The 18,829-nt window shown below is 66.0% G+C and carries 15 protein-coding genes and 2 pseudogenes; 8 read left to right on the top strand and 9 right to left on the bottom strand.

Features of this window, described 5'->3' with window-relative positions:
* Positions 1–92: 92 nt before the first annotated feature.
* The 5 genes and pseudogenes from IB275_RS02220 to IB275_RS02200 all read left to right on the top strand — a co-directional run.
* Positions 93–1,124: pseudogene (locus IB275_RS02220) on the top strand (methyl-accepting chemotaxis protein); the annotation flags it as partial.
* 48 nt (positions 1,125–1,172) lie between these two features.
* Positions 1,173–2,045 (top strand): methyl-accepting chemotaxis protein, encoded by an 873-nt coding sequence (locus tag IB275_RS02215; RefSeq protein WP_405307715.1) that lies wholly within the window; start codon positions 1,173–1,175, stop codon positions 2,043–2,045.
* Positions 2,046–2,142: 97 nt separating this feature from the next.
* A pseudogene (locus IB275_RS02210) lies at positions 2,143–3,468 on the top strand (methyl-accepting chemotaxis protein); the annotation flags it as partial.
* Between the two features lie 33 nt (positions 3,469–3,501).
* A complete protein-coding gene (locus IB275_RS02205) occupies positions 3,502–4,374 on the top strand; it encodes a methyl-accepting chemotaxis protein (RefSeq protein WP_412548197.1) in 873 nt (290 codons plus the stop codon).
* A gap of 100 nt (positions 4,375–4,474) precedes the next feature.
* Positions 4,475–4,909 carry a UPF0158 family protein gene (locus tag IB275_RS02200; protein ID WP_138213092.1) on the top strand — a complete coding sequence of 145 codons (435 nt, stop codon included), beginning with the start codon at positions 4,475–4,477 and terminating at the stop codon, positions 4,907–4,909.
* Between the two features lie 161 nt (positions 4,910–5,070).
* On the opposite strand, the gene IB275_RS02195 is transcribed toward IB275_RS02200, so the two are convergent.
* The 3 genes from IB275_RS02195 to mexA are packed head-to-tail and all read right to left on the bottom strand — an operon-like array spanning position 5,071 to position 10,834.
* Positions 5,071–6,519 carry an AdeC/AdeK/OprM family multidrug efflux complex outer membrane factor gene (locus tag IB275_RS02195; protein ID WP_081519618.1) on the bottom strand — a complete coding sequence of 483 codons (1,449 nt, stop codon included), beginning with the start codon at positions 6,517–6,519 and terminating at the stop codon, positions 5,071–5,073.
* Between the two features lies 1 nt (position 6,520).
* Positions 6,521–9,661 (bottom strand): efflux RND transporter permease subunit, encoded by a 3,141-nt coding sequence (locus IB275_RS02190; protein ID WP_192293765.1) that lies wholly within the window; start codon positions 9,659–9,661, stop codon positions 6,521–6,523.
* Between the two features lie 15 nt (positions 9,662–9,676).
* Complete coding sequence (mexA, locus tag IB275_RS02185) at positions 9,677–10,834, bottom strand: multidrug efflux RND transporter periplasmic adaptor subunit MexA (RefSeq protein ID WP_192210396.1); 1,158 nt, start codon at positions 10,832–10,834, stop codon at positions 9,677–9,679.
* A gap of 270 nt (positions 10,835–11,104) precedes the next feature.
* Here mexA and IB275_RS02180 point away from each other — a divergent pair, with 270 nt between their 5' ends.
* Positions 11,105–11,539, top strand: a complete 435-nt coding sequence (locus tag IB275_RS02180) for a MarR family winged helix-turn-helix transcriptional regulator (protein WP_151189772.1) — start codon at positions 11,105–11,107, stop codon at positions 11,537–11,539.
* 51 nt (positions 11,540–11,590) lie between these two features.
* On the opposite strand, the gene IB275_RS02175 is transcribed toward IB275_RS02180, so the two are convergent.
* The 3 genes from IB275_RS02175 to IB275_RS02165 all read right to left on the bottom strand — a co-directional run bounded on the left by IB275_RS02175 (position 11,591) and on the right by IB275_RS02165 (position 14,415).
* On the bottom strand, positions 11,591–12,166 hold the full coding sequence (locus IB275_RS02175; RefSeq protein ID WP_081519614.1) for a YceI family protein: 576 nt from the start codon (positions 12,164–12,166) through the stop codon (positions 11,591–11,593).
* 28 nt (positions 12,167–12,194) lie between these two features.
* Complete coding sequence (locus tag IB275_RS02170; protein ID WP_151189066.1) at positions 12,195–12,749, bottom strand: cytochrome b; 555 nt, start codon at positions 12,747–12,749, stop codon at positions 12,195–12,197.
* A gap of 175 nt (positions 12,750–12,924) precedes the next feature.
* Positions 12,925–14,415 carry a flavin monoamine oxidase family protein gene (locus tag IB275_RS02165; protein WP_192293767.1) on the bottom strand — a complete coding sequence of 497 codons (1,491 nt, stop codon included), beginning with the start codon at positions 14,413–14,415 and terminating at the stop codon, positions 12,925–12,927.
* Between the two features lie 192 nt (positions 14,416–14,607).
* Here IB275_RS02165 and IB275_RS02160 point away from each other — a divergent pair, with 192 nt between their 5' ends.
* Together IB275_RS02160 and IB275_RS02155 are read left to right on the top strand one after the other, a co-directional pair.
* Entirely contained in the window at positions 14,608–16,011 is a 1,404-nt protein-coding gene (locus tag IB275_RS02160; protein ID WP_081519611.1) for an adenosylmethionine--8-amino-7-oxononanoate transaminase, read from the top strand.
* Positions 16,012–16,076: 65 nt separating this feature from the next.
* Positions 16,077–16,796, top strand: a complete 720-nt coding sequence (locus IB275_RS02155; protein WP_192293769.1) for a 16S rRNA (uracil(1498)-N(3))-methyltransferase — start codon at positions 16,077–16,079, stop codon at positions 16,794–16,796.
* A gap of 13 nt (positions 16,797–16,809) precedes the next feature.
* On the opposite strand, the gene IB275_RS02150 is transcribed toward IB275_RS02155, so the two are convergent.
* The 3 genes from IB275_RS02150 to IB275_RS02140 form a co-directional block, all read right to left on the bottom strand.
* Positions 16,810–17,421, bottom strand: a complete 612-nt coding sequence (locus IB275_RS02150; RefSeq protein ID WP_192293771.1) for a LysE family transporter — start codon at positions 17,419–17,421, stop codon at positions 16,810–16,812.
* A gap of 74 nt (positions 17,422–17,495) precedes the next feature.
* The gene (locus IB275_RS02145) at positions 17,496–18,296 is read right to left on the bottom strand and encodes an AraC family transcriptional regulator (protein ID WP_192293773.1); all 801 of its coding nucleotides are present in this window, start codon (positions 18,294–18,296) and stop codon (positions 17,496–17,498) included.
* Positions 18,297–18,303: 7 nt separating this feature from the next.
* A complete protein-coding gene (locus IB275_RS02140; protein ID WP_225601778.1) occupies positions 18,304–18,819 on the bottom strand; it encodes a chemotaxis protein CheW in 516 nt (171 codons plus the stop codon).
* Positions 18,820–18,829 lie beyond the last annotated feature (10 nt).

Raw genomic sequence — 18,829 nt, 5'->3', positions numbered from 1 at the left:
CAGAAAATTACCGTAAAACCCTTCAGTTCCCCGCAGCGAAGCCGATATCAGCGGTACCGGTCGTCCCCACTCTGCGCATTTCCTGCTCAGCCATGCGTACCGGCCCTGTTCATCGCTGGAGCGCCGCCTTCATGTTTCGCTGGTTCAACAACCTGACTGTCAAACTCAAACTCGCCTCGGGCTTCGGCCTGGTGCTGCTGCTCACCCTGCTGATCGCCCTCACCGGCTGGATCAACCTGGGCAACGTGATCGAACGGGGCGACAAGCTCGGCGAGATTTCCGAGCTGATCGCGATCGCCAAGGACCTGCGTATCGCCCGTCTGAAATTCCAGTCCACCCGCGCCCCGGAAGACGCCAAGGCGGTGCTCGATACGCTGGACAAGCTGGACCAGCGCCACCGCGCGCTGAACGAGCGGTTCACCGAGGCCGAGGACCGTCGGGTCATCGACCAGCAGCATGATCTGAGCGTGGAGTACCGCAAACTGTACGCCCAACTGCTGAAGTCCTTCGAAGAGCGCGACGCCGCCAAGCAGGTGCTGATCCAGGCCGCCGGCGCGGTCAGCGAAGGCATGCAGAAGGCCGAGCAGAAGCTGGTCAGCAACGGCAGTCCCGAAGGTCTGCAACATCTGCAGGACCTCTCCGGCCTCGGTCGCAGTGTCATGCAGGCGCGCCTGCAGGTCATGGCCTACACCAGCACCGACGCGCAGAACCTCGAGCAACCCGCCTTCGCTGCCCTGCAGAAGCTCATCGACGGCGTGAAGAGTGACATGAGCACCTCGCCGGCCGAGCTGAACAGCGAGTTCCGCGCCACCCTCGACGCGCTGGAGACCTACCGCAACGCGCTGACCAATTACCGCAACGAGGTCAACGACAGCCAGGCTGCCCGCGACCGCATGCGCGATGCCGGCCAGCAGATCGAGAAGCTCAGCAACGAACTGACCTCCACCCAGACCGCCAAGCGCGACGCCGGCGTCGCCCAGGCCAAGACCCTGCTGGGCCTGGCCGCGCTGATCGCCCTGGTGCTGGGCAGCATCGCTGCCTGGATCATCACCGGGCAGATCGTCAATCCGCTGCGCGACGTGCTGGGCCACGCCGAGCGCATCGCCGACGGCGACCTCAGCCGTGACATCCCCACCAATCGTCACGACGAACTGGGCCAGCTGCAAAAGAGCATGCAGCGCATGAACCTGTCCCTGCGCGAGCTGATCGGCCGCATCCACGATGGCGTGACGCAGATCGCCAGCGCCGCCGAGGAGCTGTCCGCGGTGACCGAGCAGACCAGCGCCGGGGTGAACAATCAGAAGGTCGAGACCGACCAGGTCGCTACCGCCATGAACGAGATGGCCGCCACCGTGCAGGAAGTCGCACGCAACGCCGAGGAGGCCTCCGAGGCTGCCTCCGCCGCCGACCGCCAGGCCCGTGACGGCGAAGGCGCGGTGACCGAGGCGGTAACCCAGATGGATCGCCTGGCCGGCGAAGTCGGCCGCACCAACGAATCGGTGCTCAAGCTCAAGCGCGAAAGCGAGAAGATCGGCAGCGTGCTGGACGTGATCAAGGCAGTCGCCGAGCAGACCAACCTGCTGGCGCTCAACGCCGCCATCGAAGCCGCCCGCGCGGGCGATGCCGGCCGTGGCTTCGCCGTGGTAGCTGATGAGGTACGCGGCCTGGCGCAGCGCACCCAGTCCTCCACCGAGGAGATCGAGGAGCTGATCGCCGGCCTGCAGAGCGGTACCCAGCAGGCCGTGCAGATGATGGAAACCAGCCGCGACCTGACCGTCAGCACCGTCGACCTGACCCGCCGCGCCGGCGAGCGCCTGGGCGCCATCACCCGCACCGTGTCGACCATCCAGTCGATGAACCAGCAGATCGCCGCCGCTTCCGAGCAGCAGAGCGCGGTGGCCGAAGAGATCAACCGCAGCGTGATGAACGTGCGCGACATCTCCGAGCAGACCGCCGCCGCCAGCGAGGAGACCGCCGCTTCCAGCGTCGAGCTGGCTCGCCTGGGCAACGAGCTGCAGGTGCTGGTCAGCCGCTTCCGCGTCTGATCCGGCCTCGCCACGAAAAGGCCCGCGCACTGCGGGCCTTTTTTATTCTGCGCAGGGTTTCCGCTGCAGGAGCGACAGCCAGGGTGGCTTTTTTAGGATGGGTGGAGCGCAGCGATACCCATGCTGTCGGCGCGCGATGTTTGATGGGTATCGCTTCGCTCCACACCATCCTACGAGGCGCTGCAACGACGTTCATGGCAACAGGAAGCCGTACCGAGCCGGAAACATCGCGACAAATTCCCGCCTTCAGTTTCCCCTTTCGCCGCCGATAGCCTCTGACGCACGAAGATGCGTCCCGACAATTGCGCCTCGCCTCTGCACACTCGTTCTTGCCAGCCACGGGCCGTCGATCCCGTGGCGACGCCTGCCTGGAGTTTTCGACATGTACGATTGGCTAGTAGTACAGCTGGGACGCCTGAACGTCAGCCTGAAGCTGGTGGTGGGCTTCGGCATCCTCCTCTTCCTCACCCTGCTGGTGCTGCTCAGCGGCCTGCACAGCCTGGACAACCAGGCCGAGCGCGGCGAGCAGATGGCGACCATCACCGAACTCAACGACCTCAGCCAGCAGGCCAACCTCGCGCGTCTGCAGTTCGAGCTGGGCGGCGATCGCAGCCAGGCCGAGCGCGTCGAACAGCACAGCACGAAGATGCTGGAGCTGATCGAGCAGCGCCTGAAAGGCAGCGACGTCGATGCCAAACAGCTGGCAGCAGCGCGCCAGGCAGTCAGCGAGTACCGCGAGGCCTTCACCGCCCTGACCCGCGCCGTCGACCAGCGCACCCAGGCCCGCGGCACTCTGGTGGGCAGCGCGCAGAGCGCCCTGCAGGCCTTCGAGGCGCTGGACAAGCAACTCTTCGAACTGCTCGCCGAACAACCCGGCGATGCCCAGTTGCTGCACGGCGCCCAGGCCGTCGGCCAGTTGCACCAGCAACTGCTGGTGGTGCGCTATCAGGTACGGGGCTATGTCTTCGAACAATCTGCCAGCGCCGAACAGGCTGCGTTCGCCGCCTTCGACAAGCTGCGCGACACCGGCACGACCCTGCAGAGCCAGTTGCCGGCCATCGCCGCCGACGGCCTGGGCGACGCGCTCAAGGACCTGCAGAACTACCGCAGCGGCATCGAGCACTTCCGCGACGGGGTGAACGCCACCCAGCAGGCCCGCAAGGCGCTGAGCGGCGCCAGCGATGCACTGCTCGCCGCCGCCGACCGCCTCTACGACGACACCCTGGCACGCAACGACGCCGAGACCGCTGCCGCCAAGACCCGGCAGATCCTCATCGCCGTGCTCGCCCTGGCCTTTGGCTTCCTCTCCGGCTGGGCCATCAACCGCCAGATCGTCCGCCCGCTGCACGAGGCCCTGGAACTGGCCGAGCGCATTGCCCAGGGCGACCTCTCCCAGGGCTTGTCGCGCGACCTCAACCTGCAGCGCAGCGACGAGCTGGGCCAGTTGCAGCGGGTGATGCTGCGCATGCGCGAGAGCCTGGCGCAGCTGCTCGGCCACATCGGCGGCAGCGTCAGCCAGCTGGCGACCGCCGCCGACGAACTCTCCGCGGTCACCGAGCAGACCCGCGCCGGGGTGAACAGCCAGCGCGTGGAAACCGAGCAGGTCGCCAGCGCCATCCATGAAATGGCCGCTACCGTGCAGGAAGTCGCGCGCAACGCCGAACAGGCTTCCGCCGCCGCCCAGCAAGCCGACCAGCAGGCCCGCGAGGGCGACCAGGTGGTGCAGGACGCGGTCAACCAGATCGACCGCCTGGCCACCGAGGTAGATCGCTCCGCCGAGGCCATGGAACTGCTGCGCAAGGAAAGCGAGAAGATCGGCAGCGTGCTGGACGTGATCAAGTCGGTGGCTGAGCAGACCAACCTGCTGGCGCTCAACGCCGCCATCGAAGCCGCCCGTGCCGGCGAGGCCGGGCGCGGTTTCGCCGTGGTCGCCGATGAGGTGCGCGGCCTGGCCCAGCGCACGCAGTCTTCCACCGCCGAGATCGAGGGCCTGATCGCCGGCCTGCAGCGCGGCGCCCAGGAAGCGGTGACGCGCATGGACGACAGCCGCCGCCTGACCGGCAGCTCGGTGGAACTGACCCGCCGTGCCGGCGAGGCGCTGGGCGTGATCGCCCGCACCGTGGCCGACATCCAGGGCATGAACCTGCAGATCGCCTCGGCCGCCGAGGAGCAGAGCAGCGTTGCCGAGGAGATCAACCGCAGCGTGGTGCAGGTGCGCGAGATCGCCGACCAGTCCGCTGCCGCCAGCGAACAGACGGCCAGCTCCAGCACCGAGCTGGCGCGCCTGGGCAACGAGCTGCAACTGCAGGTGGGCCGCTTCCGTCTGTAAAGCGCCAGTCGCTCGGTGCGCCCGCGCCGACCGACAACGGCAGGACAGTTGTCATGCGCATGGCGTAGGATCGGTCACTCGCCAACCAGGGAGAGTGACCATGCGCCCGCTGACCATCGACCTCGACGAACTGGCCTTCGCGCTTGATACCCAGGGTATCGATCACTACCTCGATCTGTTCAGCGGCCAGGTGCTGCTGATCCCCGAAGAGGACCCCGACCCGGAGCTGGCCGAGTTGCTGCACCGCGAGCCGGAACGCCTGCTGCCTATCGAACCGCTGAGCAGCGGCCAGTCGCTGGAGCTGATGCGCGACTTCCTCCGCGAAGTACCCGAACCCCACGCCTATTCCGCCCTGGCCAACGCCATCGAGGGGCGCAAGCCGTTCAAGGCCTTCCGCCACGTGCTGATGGGTTACCCGGAATTGCTGCAGGCCTGGTACGTCTACCAGGGCGAGCGCCTGCGCGAATGCGCGCTGGACTGGCTCGCCGACAACCAGATCCAGCCGGCGGGGCGCAGCTCCGGTGCCTACCTGTAGAGCAGCCTCAACCACCGGCGCAACCTGTAGGGCGCATAACGCCCAAGGCGTTATCCACCGTCAACACGGCGGATAACCCGTGCCGGGTTATCCGCCCTACGCGAGCCACCAACAAAAACGCCGCCCCGAAGGGCGGCGTTCTCGTTTCCAGCCGGTAAGGATCAGCCTTTCGGCGCCTCGCTGGAGATCGGCCTGGCTTGCGCCGCCGTGGCCTGCCAGCCGCCGCCGAGGGCCTTGTACAGGTTGACCTCGCTGGTCAGCTGGTTGAGGCGGTCGGTGATCAGCTGCTGCTGGGCACTGAACAGCGAGCGCTGCGCGTCGAGCACGGTGAGGTAGTTGTCCACACCGGTGCGGTAGCGCTTATCGGCCAGGCGGTAGTACTCGCTGGTGGCGTCCACCAGCGAGCGCTGCGCCTGCAGTTGCTCGTTGAAGGTGCCGCGCGCGGCGAGGCCGTCGGCGACCTCGGAGAAGGCCGTCTGAATGGCTTTCTCGTACTGCGCCACGTTGATGTCCTTCTGCACCTTGGCCAGGTCCAGGCTCGCCTGCAGGCTGCCGGCGTTGAAGATCGGCAAGGTGATCGAGGGCTTGAACAGCCAGCTGCCGGAGCCGCCGTCGAACAGGCCGGACAGGTCCGGGCTGAGGCTGCCGGCGTTGGCGGTGAGGCTGATGTTCGGGAAGAACGCCGCCCGCGCCGCGCCGATGTTGGCGTTGGCCGCCTTGAGCTGGTGCTCCGCCTGGAGGATGTCCGGGCGGCGCTGCAGCAGGTCGGAAGGCAGGCCCGCCGGCACGGTGGCCAGCAGCTCGTCGGACAGCTGGCGGCCCTGGGGCAGGTCGCCCGGCAGACCGGAACCCAGCAGCAGGACCAGCGCGTTCTGGTCCTGCGCGACCAGACGGGTGTACTGCGCCAGGGTCGCCCGCGCGCTTTCCACCGAGGTCTGCGACTGGCGCAGGTCCAGGGCCGAGGCGACGCCCACTTCGTAGCTGCGCTTGGTCAGGTCGTAGCTCTTCTGGTAGGTGGCCAGGGTGTTGCGGGTCAGCTCCAGCTGGGCCTGGTCGGCGCGCAGCGTCAGGTAGGCGTTGGCAACGTTGGCCACCAGACTGGTCTGGGTGCTGCGACGGGCCTCTTCGCTGGCGAAGTAGGTTTCCAGCGCCTGGTCACGCAGGGCGCGCAGGCGGCCGAACAGGTCGAGCTCCCAGGAAGTCACGCCCAGGGTCGCGCCGTACTGGCTGCTGATCATCGAGCTGCCGGTGGTCGACAGGTCGGCCGGCAGGCGCTGGCGCGAGCCGGTGATGCCGGCGTCCACCGCCGGGAACAGGTCGGCCCGCTGGATGCGGTACTGCGCCCGGTAGGCTTCGATGTTCAGCGCGGCGACGCGCAGGTCACGGTTGTTTTCCAGCGACACTTCGACCAGTCGCTGCAGTTGCGGGTCCTTGAAGAACTCGCGCCAGCCGATGTCGGCACCGGCGGTAGCCGGCTGCCCCGCATCGTAGGCATCGCCCTGCGGATAAGCCGCGGCCACGGGCGCCTCGGGGCGCTCGTAATCGGGGATCAGCGAGCAGCCGGACAACACGCCGGCTGCTATGGCGAGGGACAGTAAGGACTTTCTCATATCAATGCCCCTTCTCGGTGGATTCCTGTTCCTTGGACGCGGCGTCCTTGAACAGGGTACTGACCACCACGTAGAACAACGGCACCCAGAAGATCGCGAGGACGGTCGCGGTGACCATGCCGCCGATCACGCCGGTACCGATCGCATGCTGGCTGCCGGAGCCGGCGCCAGTGGAAATCGCCAGCGGCACCACGCCGAGGATGAACGCCAGGGAGGTCATGACGATCGGGCGCAGACGCATCCGGCACGCCTCGATGGCCGCCTCGACGATGCCCTTGCCCTGCTCGTGCAGTTCCTTGGCAAACTCGACGATCAGGATCGCGTTCTTCGCCGACAGGCCGATGGTCGTCAACAGACCCACCTGGAAGAACACGTCGTTGGACAAGCCGCGCATGGACGTCGCCAGCAGTGCACCGATGACGCCCAGCGGCACCACCAGCATCACCGAGAACGGAATCGACCAGCTCTCGTACAGCGCCGCCAGGCAGAGGAACACCACGATCAGCGACAGGGCATAGAGCGCGGGGGCCTGCGAGCCGGACAGGCGTTCCTCGTAGGACAGACCGGTCCAGGCATAGCCGACGCCCTTGGGCAGTTGCTTGACGATCTCCTCGACCGCCGCCATGGCCTCACCGGTGGAGCGGCCCGGGGCCGGTTCACCGAGGACTTCCATGGCCGGCACGCCGTTGTAGCGCGCCAGCTTCGGCGAGCCATAACTCCACTCGCCGGTGGCGAAGGCACTGAACGGCACCATCTCGCCGGTACTGTTGCGCACGTACCACTTGTCCAGGTCTTCCGGGCTCATCCGGGCATTCGGGCGGCCTTGCAGGTAGACCTTCTTCACACGACCACGGTCGATGAAGTCGTTGACGTAGTTCGAACCCCAGGCGATGGAGATGGTGCTGTTGATGTCCGCCAGCGAGACGCCCAGCGCACTGGCCTTCTCGTCGTCGATCAGCAACTTGTACTGCGGCTCGTCGTTCAGGCCGTTGGGACGTACGCGCTGCAGCACCGGGTTCTGTGCGGCAAGACCAAGGAACTGGTTGCGCGCCTGCATCAGCACTTCGTGGCCGACGCCGGCCTGGTCCTGGAGGAAGATGTCGAAGCCCACGGCGTTACCCAGTTCGAGTACTGCCGGCGGGGCGAAGGCGAACACCATCGCGTCCTTGAAGCTGAAGAAGTGCTGCTGCGCGCGCTGGGCCAGCGCGAACACGCTGTTCTCCGCGCCCGGACGCTCTTCCCAGGGCTTGAGCATGATGAACGCCATGCCCGAGCTCTGACCACGGCCGGCGAAGTTGAAGCCGGTTACGGTGAACACCGAGTTCACCGAGCTGCTTTCCTTGTCCAGCAGGTACTCGCGCATGGAGTCCACCACTACCTGGGTGCGCTCGGCGGACGAACCGGCCGGGGTCTGCACCTGGGCGAACAGCACGCCCTGGTCCTCGTCGGGGAGGAACGCAGTGGGGATGCGGGTGAACAGGAAGACCATGCCGCCGAGGATCAGCACGTACATCAGCAGGTACGGCACGCGGTGCTTGAGGATCGAGGTGACGCCGCGCTCGTAGCCGTGGGTGGTGGAGAGGAACGCACGGTTGAACCAGCCGAAGAAGCCGCGCTTGTGCTCGCCGTGGTCGCCCTTCTCGATGGGCTTGAGCATGGTGGCGCAGAGTGCCGGAGTCAGCACCAGGGCCACCAGCACCGACAGGGCCATGGCCGAGACGATGGTGATGGAGAACTGGCGGTAGATCACCCCGGTGGAGCCGCCGAAGAAGGCCATCGGCAGGAATACCGCCGAGAGCACCAGGGCAATACCTACCAGCGCGCCCTGGATCTGGCCCATGGATTTGCGCGCCGCCTCGCGGGGCGACAGGCCTTCCTCGGCCATCACCCGCTCGACGTTTTCCACCACCACGATGGCGTCGTCCACCAACAGGCCGATCGCCAGCACCATGCCGAACATGGTCAGGGTGTTGATCGAGAAGCCGAAGGCGGCGAGTACGCCGAAGGTGCCCAGCAGGACCACCGGCACGGCGATCGTCGGGATCAGCGTGGCGCGGAAGTTCTGCAGGAACAGGTACATCACCAGGAACACCAGCAGGATCGCTTCGCCCAGGGTCTTCACCACCTCATGGATCGAGGCGGAAACCACCGGGGTGGTGTCGTACGGGTAGACGATCTTCATGCCCTGCGGGAAGAACGGCTCCAGCGTGGCCAGGGTGGCGCGGATCGACTTGGCGGTGTCCAGCGCGTTGGCGCCGGTGGCCAGCTTGATCGCGATACCCGAGGCCGGCTTGCCGTTGAACTGAGCATTGATGCTGTAGTCCTGGCCGCCCAGGGCGACATCGGCGACGTCCTTCAGGCGAACCTGGGAGCCGTCGGCGTTGACCTTGAGCAGGATGTCCTTGAACTGCTCGGCGCTCTGCAGGCGGGTCTTGCCGATGATCGTGGCGTTGAGCTGCTGCCCCTTCACCGCAGGCAGGCCGCCGAGCTGGCCGGAGGAGATCTGCACGTTCTGCGCCTGGATCGCCGTTTTCACGTCGCCTGGGGTCATCTGGAAGCTGTTGAGCTTCGCCGGGTCCAGCCAGATGCGCATGGCGTACTGCGAACCGAACACCTGGAAGTCGCCCACGCCAGCGGTCCGCGACAGCGGGTCCTGGATGTTGGAGACGATGTAGTTCGACAGGTCTTCCTTGGTCATGCTGCCGTCTTCGGAGACAACGCCGACCACCATCAGGAAGTTCTTCACCGCCTTGGTCACGCGGATGCCCTGCTGCTGCACTTCCTGCGGCAGGAGCGGCGTGGCCAGCTGCAGCTTGTTCTGCACCTGAACCTGGGCGATGTCAGGGCTGGTGCCCTGGTCGAAGGTCACGGTGATGGTCATGCTGCCATCGGAGTTGGACTCCGAGGAGATGTAGCGCAGATGGTCGAGACCGTTCATCTGCTGCTCGATGACCTGCACCACGGTGTCCTGCACCGTTTCGGCGGAGGCGCCCGGGTAGCTCACCTGGATGGCGATGGCCGGTGGCGCAATGGCCGGGTACTGGTTCACCGGCAACTTGAGGATCGACAGACCGCCCGCCAGCATGATCACCAGGGCGATCACCCAGGCGAAGATGGGCCGGTCAATGAAAAACTTCGACATTACGAATCCCCTTGATTAACCCTGCTTGGCCGGTTGAGCGGCGGCGGGCTTGTCGGCGGCACCTGCGGTGGGCGCCACGTTCTTCGCGGGTACGGCCTTGGCCTGGGCGCCCGGCTGGACATACTGCAGGCCTTCGGTGATCAGGCGGTCGCCGGCCTTCAGGCCATCGCTGACCAGCCAGTAGGCACCGACGGTGCGGTCGGCCTTGATGGTGCGCAGCTCGACCTTGTCCTGGGCATTGAGCACCAGCGCGGTCGCCATGCCACGGAAGTCACGGGTCACGCCTTGCTGCGGCGCCAGGATGGCCTGCTTCTTGATGCCCTCTTCCAGCTGCGCATGGACGAACATGCCCGGCAGCAGCTCCTTGTTCGGGTTGGGGAAGATGGCGCGCACGGTCACCGAGCCGGTGCCCTGGTCAACCGAGACCTCGGAGAACTCCAGCTTGCCCTCGACGGGGTATTCGGAACCATCTTCCAGGTACAGCTTGACCTTGGCGGCGTTGTCACCGGCCTTCTCCAGCTGCCCGGCGGCCAGCTCGCGGCGCAGGCGGATCAGCGAAGTGGAGGACTGGGTGACGTCGACATAGATCGGGTCCAGCTGCTGCACGGTGGCCAGTGCGGTGCTCTGGCCGTTCTGCACCAGGGCGCCTTCGGTCACGCTGGAGCGGCCGATACGGCCGGAGATCGGCGAGTAGACCTTGGTGTAGCGCACGTTGATCTGGGCGCTGTCGACGGTGGCCTTGGCCTGCAGGTAGGCGGCCTGGGCGTCAGCGTACTGCTGCTTGCTCACCGCCTCGTCCTTGACCAGTTCCTTGTAGCGTTCGGCCTGCTGCTGGGTGGATACCAGGTTGGCCTGGGCGCTCTGCAGCGTCGCCTGATAGGTGGCCGGGTCGATCTGGTACAGCTGCTGGCCTTCCTTGACGTCGCTACCTTCCTTGAACAGACGCTTGAGGATGATGCCGTTCACCTGCGGGCGAACTTCGGCAATGCGATACGCGGTAGTACGGCCCGGCAGTTCGGTGCTCAGGGTGACTTCCTGCGGCTGCAGGGTCACTACACCGACCTCGGGGATCTGCTTCTCCTGCGGGGCCTGGGCTTTGTCGCAGCCGGCAAGAGTGGCCATGGCGACGAGCAGGGCCGGGACCAGGGCGCGCATGGCTGGCTTTCGTTGCATATCGTTGTCCTCGTGAGCAAAGCATCCGGTTTGGCTGTGGGCTTGCCGGTCCGGAAAAGCTGGCAAAAATACTTACATTCAGCTGTGTTTGTAAACGTCCGAAAGCCCTGAGGGAAACCTACTGAAACGTTTTAGCCTTTGGCTGATAACGCAGTAGGTTTCCCGCAAGGCAGTCGCGGCGATGAACAAAGTTGATAACATCAACTAAAATACGAAAAAATGGTTGAGCCGATCAACCTGATTTACACAAGACTTACCGTGACCGAGCCGATGACCCACAACGTGAATCCCGACCTGCCACAGACCCTGATGAAAGTCCTCGACCACCTGCGCGAGAGCCTCCAGGACCAACTGTGCGCGGAGGGCATCGACCTCACGCCGCCGGACATCCGCCTGCTCGAGCTGATCGGCGCCGATGCTGGCCAGAGCCTGCAGAGCCTCGGCCGCAAGATGTGCCGCGACAAGGCACTGGTGACCCGCAAGATCCGTGAGATGGAGACGCTGGGTCTGGTGCGTCGCGAGCGCAACCCGGGTGACCAGCGCAGCTTCCAGCTGTTCCTGACCGAGGCCGGGAGCCGTGTCGACGAGCGCACCCAGGCCATCCTCGCACGGACCCATGACAGTCTGTTCGCGCCGCTGGACGACGAGGAGCAACGCACCCTCACCCAGCTCCTGCGGCAATGCCTGCAGGGTCACGCGGACTGACAGCACAAACGAAAACGCCGGCAATCGCCGGCGTTTTCGCAATCCTGCGTCTTACTGACGCACCCCTTCTACCGACAGGGTCAGCTCGACTTCCTGGGAAGCCGGGCCAAGATCGCGCTGGATGTTGAAGTCTTTCAGCTTGAGGGTGGTGGTGCCGAGGAAGCCGGCACGGTAGCCGCCCCACGGGTCATCGCCCTGGCCGATCAGTTCAGCCTTGATGGTGACCGGCTTGGTCACGCCGTTCAGGGTCAGGTTGCCAGTGATCTCGGCATTCTTGCCATCGGCCTTCACGCCGGTGGATTCGAAGGTCGCGGTCGGGTTCTTCGAGACGTTCAGGAAGTCCGCGCTGCGCAGGTGCTTGTCACGCTCGGCGTGGTTGGAGTTCACGCTGTTGGTGTTGATGGTCACCTTGACCTTGTCGGCGGACGGGTTCTTCTCGTCGAAGGTGAAGGCACCGTCGAAGTCGTCGAAGCGGCCATACAGCCAGCTGTAACCCAGGTGCTTGATGCGGAACTCGATGAAGGCGTGCTGGCCTTCCTTGTCGATCTTGTAGTCCGCGGCCATGGCCTGGCCAGCGGAGAACAGGGCGGTACCCAGCGCCAGAGCGGCGAACGTCTTCTTCAGCATTGAAGCAATCTCCCTTTGAGGTGAGGTGTTATTTCGCGGCACGACCGAGCATGCGGACCAGGGTCTCATCACGGTCGAAGAAATGGTGTTTGAACGCCGCCAGGGCGTGCAGCACGGCCAGTACAACCAGGGTCCAGGCCAGGTACAGGTGAATGGCGCCGGCGATGTCGGCCTGGTCGGTGATGCCGCTCAGGGTGGCGGGCACGTCGAACCAGCCGAACACGCTGATGGGTTTGCCTTCGGCGGTGGAGATCAGGTAGCCGGCGATGATCACCGCGAACAGCAGCGCGTAGAGCGCCAGGTGGCCGAGCCTGGTGGCCAGGCGGGTCATCTGGCCGTGGTTGGCCGGGGTCGGTGGCGCCGGGCTGATGAAGCGCCAGAGCACGCGCACGATCAGGGCGATGGCCAGGAGGATGCCGATGCTTTTGTGGATTTCCGGAGCGCGGTGGTACCAGGTGTCGTAGTAGTCCAGCTCGCGCATCCACAGGCCCAGGCCGAACAGGCCGAAGACCACCAGCGCACTGCCCCAGTGCAGGAACAGGCTGACCAGTCCGTAGCGAGCGGGGGAATTACGCCATTGCATCGATCGACATCCTTGAAAACGGGAATTCAAGACTAGCGGTTAATCCATCGAAGAAAAGCAGAAAAATCTGCTTTGAAACATCGACTGACAAGATAGGTCCGGTCTGAAACGCCCGTCCCAGAGCCAGAAACGACAATGCCGGCTTTCGCCGGCATTGTGGATAGAACGGGTTCGATCAGAACGGCAGCCAGGACATGATGCCCTTCTTCTCGCCCTTGGCATCGGCCGGCTTGTCGCTGGCGGCCGGCTTGTTGTCGGCCACCAGGGAGGCGCCTTCGAGCACCGGCGTCTTGCCGGCGTAGAGGTCGCGGACCTGGCTGGCGGCACGCTTGCCGCTGCGCAGGGCGCCTTCGATGGTGCCCGGGTAGAGTGCATCGGTGTGCTCGCCGGCGAAGGCCACGCGGGACACCGGGGTCTCCCACACACGCCAGAAGCGGCTGATCTGGCCCGGACCGAAGGCCAGGTAGGAACCGCCAGTGCCGGCGTCGGTGCTGTAGCGACGCATTTCATAGCCGTCGTAGGCACCGCGCATCTTCGGGTAGTACTTGTTCATGCGGATCAGCACCTGCTCGGAGAGCTGGCGGTCGCCGAAGGCCTGCATCACGCGGGCGTTGTCGCCGGACAGGTTGATCAGCACGTTGGCGCCGCCCTTGGTCGCGGGCTCGACCCAGATCATGCCCAGGCCCTGGTCGCTGTAGATCTCGCCGGACAGGCGCGACTTGTCGTCCCACACCGGGCGCTTGAACTTCATCAGGATCTGGTCGCGCCAGCCGTAGTTGGTGCCTTTGAGGGCCGCCAGTTGCTTCTCGTTCAGACCCGGAGTCAGGGTGATGCTGCCCAGGGCGCGCAGCGGCACGGCCAGCACCAGGTAGTCGGCGGTGTAGCCGGTGGGGCCGACCTTGACGGTCACGCCGTCCTTATCCTGGCTGATCGAGGTGACCTTGGCGTTGGTCTTGATGGTCTTGATCTGCTTGACGAAGGCCTGGGCCAGCACCTGGCTGCCGCCGGGCAGACGCGACGCGCGCAGGTCACGGTCGTCGACGCCGCGGTACACACGGCCCTGCTGGGCGAGGTAGAGCAGCGACAGGCGCGACGGTTCGTCGTAGTGCGAACGGATGCGCTGGTTGACCAGCAGGCGCGCGGTCGGCGACAGATTCAGCTTGTCCAGCCAGCGCGCGGCGGTGAGCTGGTCGAGGGCGAACAGAGTCTTGTTCGCCAGCGGGTTGAGCGGGTCGTCGATGGAGGCGGACAGCTCGTTCAGGGACTTCTCGAAGCGCTCGAGGTCCGCTGCGACGGCCGGCATCTTGGTCTTCAGGTCGGCGCTGGTGTAGTAGACGCCGTCGATCAGGTAGCTCGGGGTACGGACGAATTCCGGCGCCGGCACCGAATTCACCTTCAGGGTTTCCAGGTAGCCGTTGAGGGTCGGCTGGACCTTCTTGTTGCCGATCCACTCGCTGGTGGCCAGGCCCGAACGACCGCCCACCTGCGGCTTGGCTTCCAGCAGGGTGACCTGCCAGCCCGCCTGCTGCAGCTCGTAGGCTGCGGAAAGACCGGCGAGACCGCCGCCGACCACGATGGCGGTCGGTTGTTTGTCCTTGCCCAGCGCCACTGCGCTGAACACCCCCAGAGCAAGCAACGCGGCAGCGCGCAGCCATCCCATTTTCATCGCCAGACTTCCCCGAATTGGTGCAAAGGCGCGAAGCATACGTGAGCGCCCGAATGCCGAATAGCTGTGTTGGTCGGCTGCCCACGGCATGTGTCGTAGGACGTGTCCTTGTTCATCTCAGGTGCATTGAATAGGCTTGCCCGATCCGGGCGAGTCGACCGTCTGACGAGCCATTATTTCAAGGAGCAGACCATGGGCCTGAACGCCGAGTGGATGCAGCGCGATCTCGAGGTGCTGTGGCACCCCTGCACCCAGATGAAAGACCACGAGCGCCTGCCGGTGATCCCGATCCGCCGCGGCGAGGGTATCTGGCTGGAGGACTTCGAAGGCAAGCGCTACATGGACGCGGTCAGCTCTTGGTGGGTCAACGTCTTTGGCCACGCCAACCCGCGCATCAACCAGCGCATCAAGGACCAGGTGGACCAGCTGGAGCACGTGATCCTCGCCGGTTTCAGCCACCAGCCGGTGATCGAGCTGTCCGAGCGCCTGCTGCGCCTGGCACCGGCCGGCTTCTCCCGGGTGTTCTACGCCGACAGCGGCTCGGCCGGCATCGAAGTGGCGCTGAAGATGAGCTACCACTACTGGCACAACCTCGGCCAGCCGGAGAAGAAGCGCTTCATCACCCTGACCAACAGCTACCACGGCGAAACCGTGGCGGCGATGTCGGTGGGCGACGTCGCGCTGTTCACCGAGACCTACAAGTCGCTGCTGATGGACACCATCAAGGTGCCGACCCCCGACTGCTACCTGCGCCCCGAAGGCGTGAGCTGGGAAGAACACTCACGGACGATGTTCGCCGCCATGGAGCAGGCGCTGGAGCAGCACCATAAAGAAGTCGCGGCGGTGATCGTCGAGCCGCTGGTGCAGGGCGCCGGCGGCATGCGCATGTACCACCCGGTCTACCTCAAGCTGCTGCGCGAGGCCTGCGACCGCTACGGCGTACACCTGATCCACGACGAGATCGCCGTCGGCTTCGGCCGCACCGGTACGATGTTCGCCTGCGAGCAGGCCGGCATCACCCCGGACTTCCTCGTGCTGTCCAAGGCGCTGACCGGCGGCTACCTGGCAATGAGCGCGGTGCTTACCACCGACAAGGTCTACCAGGCCTTCTACGACGACTACGCCACCCTGCGCGCCTTCCTCCACTCGCACACCTACACCGGCAACCCGCTGGCCTGCGCCGCCGCCCTGGCGACCCTGGACATCTTCGAGCAGGACAACGTCATCGAGGCCAACAAGGCCCTGGCGGCACGCATGGCCAGCGCCACCGCGCACCTGGCCGACCACCCGCACGTCTCGGAAATCCGCCAGACCGGCATGATCCTCGCCATCGAGATGGTCCAGGACAAGGCCAGCAGGACGCCCTACCCGTGGCAGGAGCGTCGCGGCCTGAAGGTCTTCCAGCACGGCCTGGAGCGCGGAGCGCTGCTGCGCCCGCTGGGCAGCGTGGTGTACTTCCTGCCGCCGTACATCATCACCCCCGAGCAGATCGACTTCCTCGCCGAGGTCGCCAGCGAAGGCATCGATATCGCCACCCGCGACAGCGTGAGCGTGGCGGTCAGCGAACGCTTCCCCGAGCATCGCGATCCGGGCTGATCGGCTACAAGCGGCAGGCCGAAAGCTTTAAGCTTGCCGCTTTCCCCCATCAGTTCGACATCGCCATGCGCCTCTCCCGCTTCTTCATCGACGCCCCACTCTCCCTCGGCCAGCATGAGCTGCCCGAAGCCCAGGCCCACTACATCGGCCGCGTGCTCCGGCACTCGGCCGGCGACGCCGTGCAGCTGTTCGACGGCTCCGGCCACGAATACCTGGGCGAACTGATCGAGGTCGGCAAGAAGAACGTCCGCGTGGAACTGCGCGAATCCTTTGCCGGCCAGGCCGAATCGCCGCTGCACATCCATCTGGGCCAGGGCCTGTCCCGCGGCGAGCGCATGGACTGGGCGATCCAGAAGGCCACCGAACTGGGCGCCAGCGAGATCACCCCGATCGTCAGCGAGCGCTGCGAAGTGCGCCTGAAGGACGAACGCGCCGACAAGCGCATGGCCCACTGGCGCCAAGTGGCGATCAGCGCCTGCGAGCAATGCGGCCGCTCGGTGCTGCCGGTGCTCAATGCGCCGGTCACCCTCGCCGACTGGCTGGAGAGCTGCCAAGCACAGCTCAAGCTGGTGCTGCACCCGGTGGCCGAACCGCTGACCAGTCATGACAAGCCCTCCAGCCTGGCCTTCCTGATCGGCCCGGAAGGCGGCTTGAGCGATGCGGAGGTGGAGCAGGCCAAGAGCGCCGGATTCCACGCTGCCCGCCTCGGCCCGCGCGTATTGCGCACCGAGACTGCTCCGGTGGTTGCGCTGAGCGTAGCGCAGCAGCTTTGGGGGGATTTCTAACGGCTTCGGCGACTCAGACACCCCGCAACGCCAACCCCGCCAGCACCAGCAGTACCACCCCGCACAGCGCATGGCTGACCCGATGCCAGCGCGGTGAAGCGTTGCGCCGCAGCCAGTCCACCAGTGCCGCGCAGAGGAAGCAGCAGAGCACCGAGGCGGTCATGAAGCCGGCGAAGAACACCAGCGAATCGGCCAGCGACGGCACGCCGTCCACCAGCCCGGCCATGGCACCTCCCAGCGCGCCCCAGTAGACGATGTTCTTCGGGTTCGACAACGACAGCATGGCCCCGGATGCGAAAGCCCCGGCATTGTGTTCGCCGCTGTCGCCCTCCTCCGCCAGGCCGACCTGGCGAGCATCCAGCAGGCTCTGCACACCCAGCCAGGCCAGATAGGCCGCGCTGGCCAGGGTCAGCGGCAGGCGCAAGGTCTCGTGGCCCAGCAGCAGCGCCAGTCCGGTGAGGCCGATCAGCGCCCACACCGCGTCACCGATCAGGGAGCCGAACTGCACCAGCAGCGCCGGGCGGAAGCCGCCCTTCAGGCCACGGCGCAAGGTTTCGGCGAGGACCGCGCCGGGGGACAGGCAGAAGACGATGCCGAACAGCAGTGCGGCGAAGAACAGGGTCATGGATCAGCTCTCGAACCAGTAGGCGATGACGCGATTCTGCCTGGGCAGCGGCGGCGGGACTTGAACCGGATTGCTCAGCGCAGGGCGCGCTGGAAGTTGCCCGGCGACACACCATAAGCCGCGCGGAAGTGCCGGTTCAGGTGACTCTGGTCGGCGAAGCCCAGTTCGTGCGCCACTTCAGTGGCCGGCAGCCCCGTGCGCAGCAAGGCCTGGGCGCGCCGGGTGCGCAGTTGCATGGCCCACTGCCGGGGGCTCAGGCCGACCTGTTTCTGGAAGCTGCGCAGCAGGTGGAAGCGTGACAGGCCGAGGTGGGCGGCCATTTCGTCGAGGCTGGGTTGTCGCGCAAGGTCGGCGGCCAGCCAGTCCTGCAGGTCGGCAATCCGGCCGCCATTCTCCAGACTTTCCTGCGGCAGGCGCACGCCCATGGCACGGGCGATCTCGGCCAGCAGCAGCGTCAGGCGTTCCTCGCCACGCTGGCGAACGAAGGCATCATCGCCCAGCACGTGCTCGACGGCGTCGGCCAGGGCAGCGGCCAGGGTGGGCAGGCGGTCAGTGGGCCGCTCGAACTCCAGGCGCTGCAGGCCGAGCATCGTGGCCAGCTGCTCAGGCGCGATGTAGAGGCTGACGAACTGCCAGGGCTGGCCTTCGTCAACACCGCCGCCCTGAATCTGGCCGGGGTTGTAGGTGGTGATGGCGCCGGGGCCGGCGTCGAAGCTACGGCCATCCAGCCATACGCTTTCCTCGCCGCGCAGGTTGGCGCTGATGACGAATTCGTCGTGGCTGTGGCGTTCGAAACGGTGGCCGCCGAGGGTGGCGCCGGCGACCTCGAAGCCGGGTTGGTCCCCCAGCTGGGCAAGGCGCAGGCCACCGGTCATGGCGGGCTCAGATCAGGCCGGAGTCGGCCAGCTTCTGCTCCAGCGCGGCCAGGTCGGGGATGCGCGCCTGGGCGTCCCCCAGGTCAACCGCGTCCAGCTCCAGCGGCGCCAGCGGCACGTCGGCGCGCTTGAGATCACTGCCAACTTTCACCGAACGTGGGATGCCCTGCACCAGCAGGGCGAAGAATTTCACGTTGGGTCGCCCGCCCAGGGCGTTGACCACGATCACCCGCGCGCCGGGGCTGACTTCGGCCTGGCCGTCGGAGGCCGCCTCGAAGGACAGCAGCGGCAGGCGCAGGTCGCGCCAGGCCACCTGGCCCAGGTACCAGGACGGCAGGCCGTCCACCGGGTGCGGGGCACGGTAGGTGATCAGCTCGGCCACCGCCACGTTGGGCAACAGCAGGTTGCGGTCGGCCAGCGGCACCAGCAGCGCGGTCAGGCTGCTGGGGGCGGCGTTGGCCGCGGTAGCATTGGCAACCGCGCTATTGGCAACGCCGGCATTGGCGACGGGGAGATCACTCATCGGGCCTTAT

Origin of the sequence: Pseudomonas sp. PDM21, from assembly GCF_014852505.2 — a bacterium.
In the GTDB taxonomy this organism is placed as follows: domain Bacteria; phylum Pseudomonadota; class Gammaproteobacteria; order Pseudomonadales; family Pseudomonadaceae; genus Pseudomonas.
This window is presented reverse-complemented; position numbering and strand designations above follow the sequence as displayed.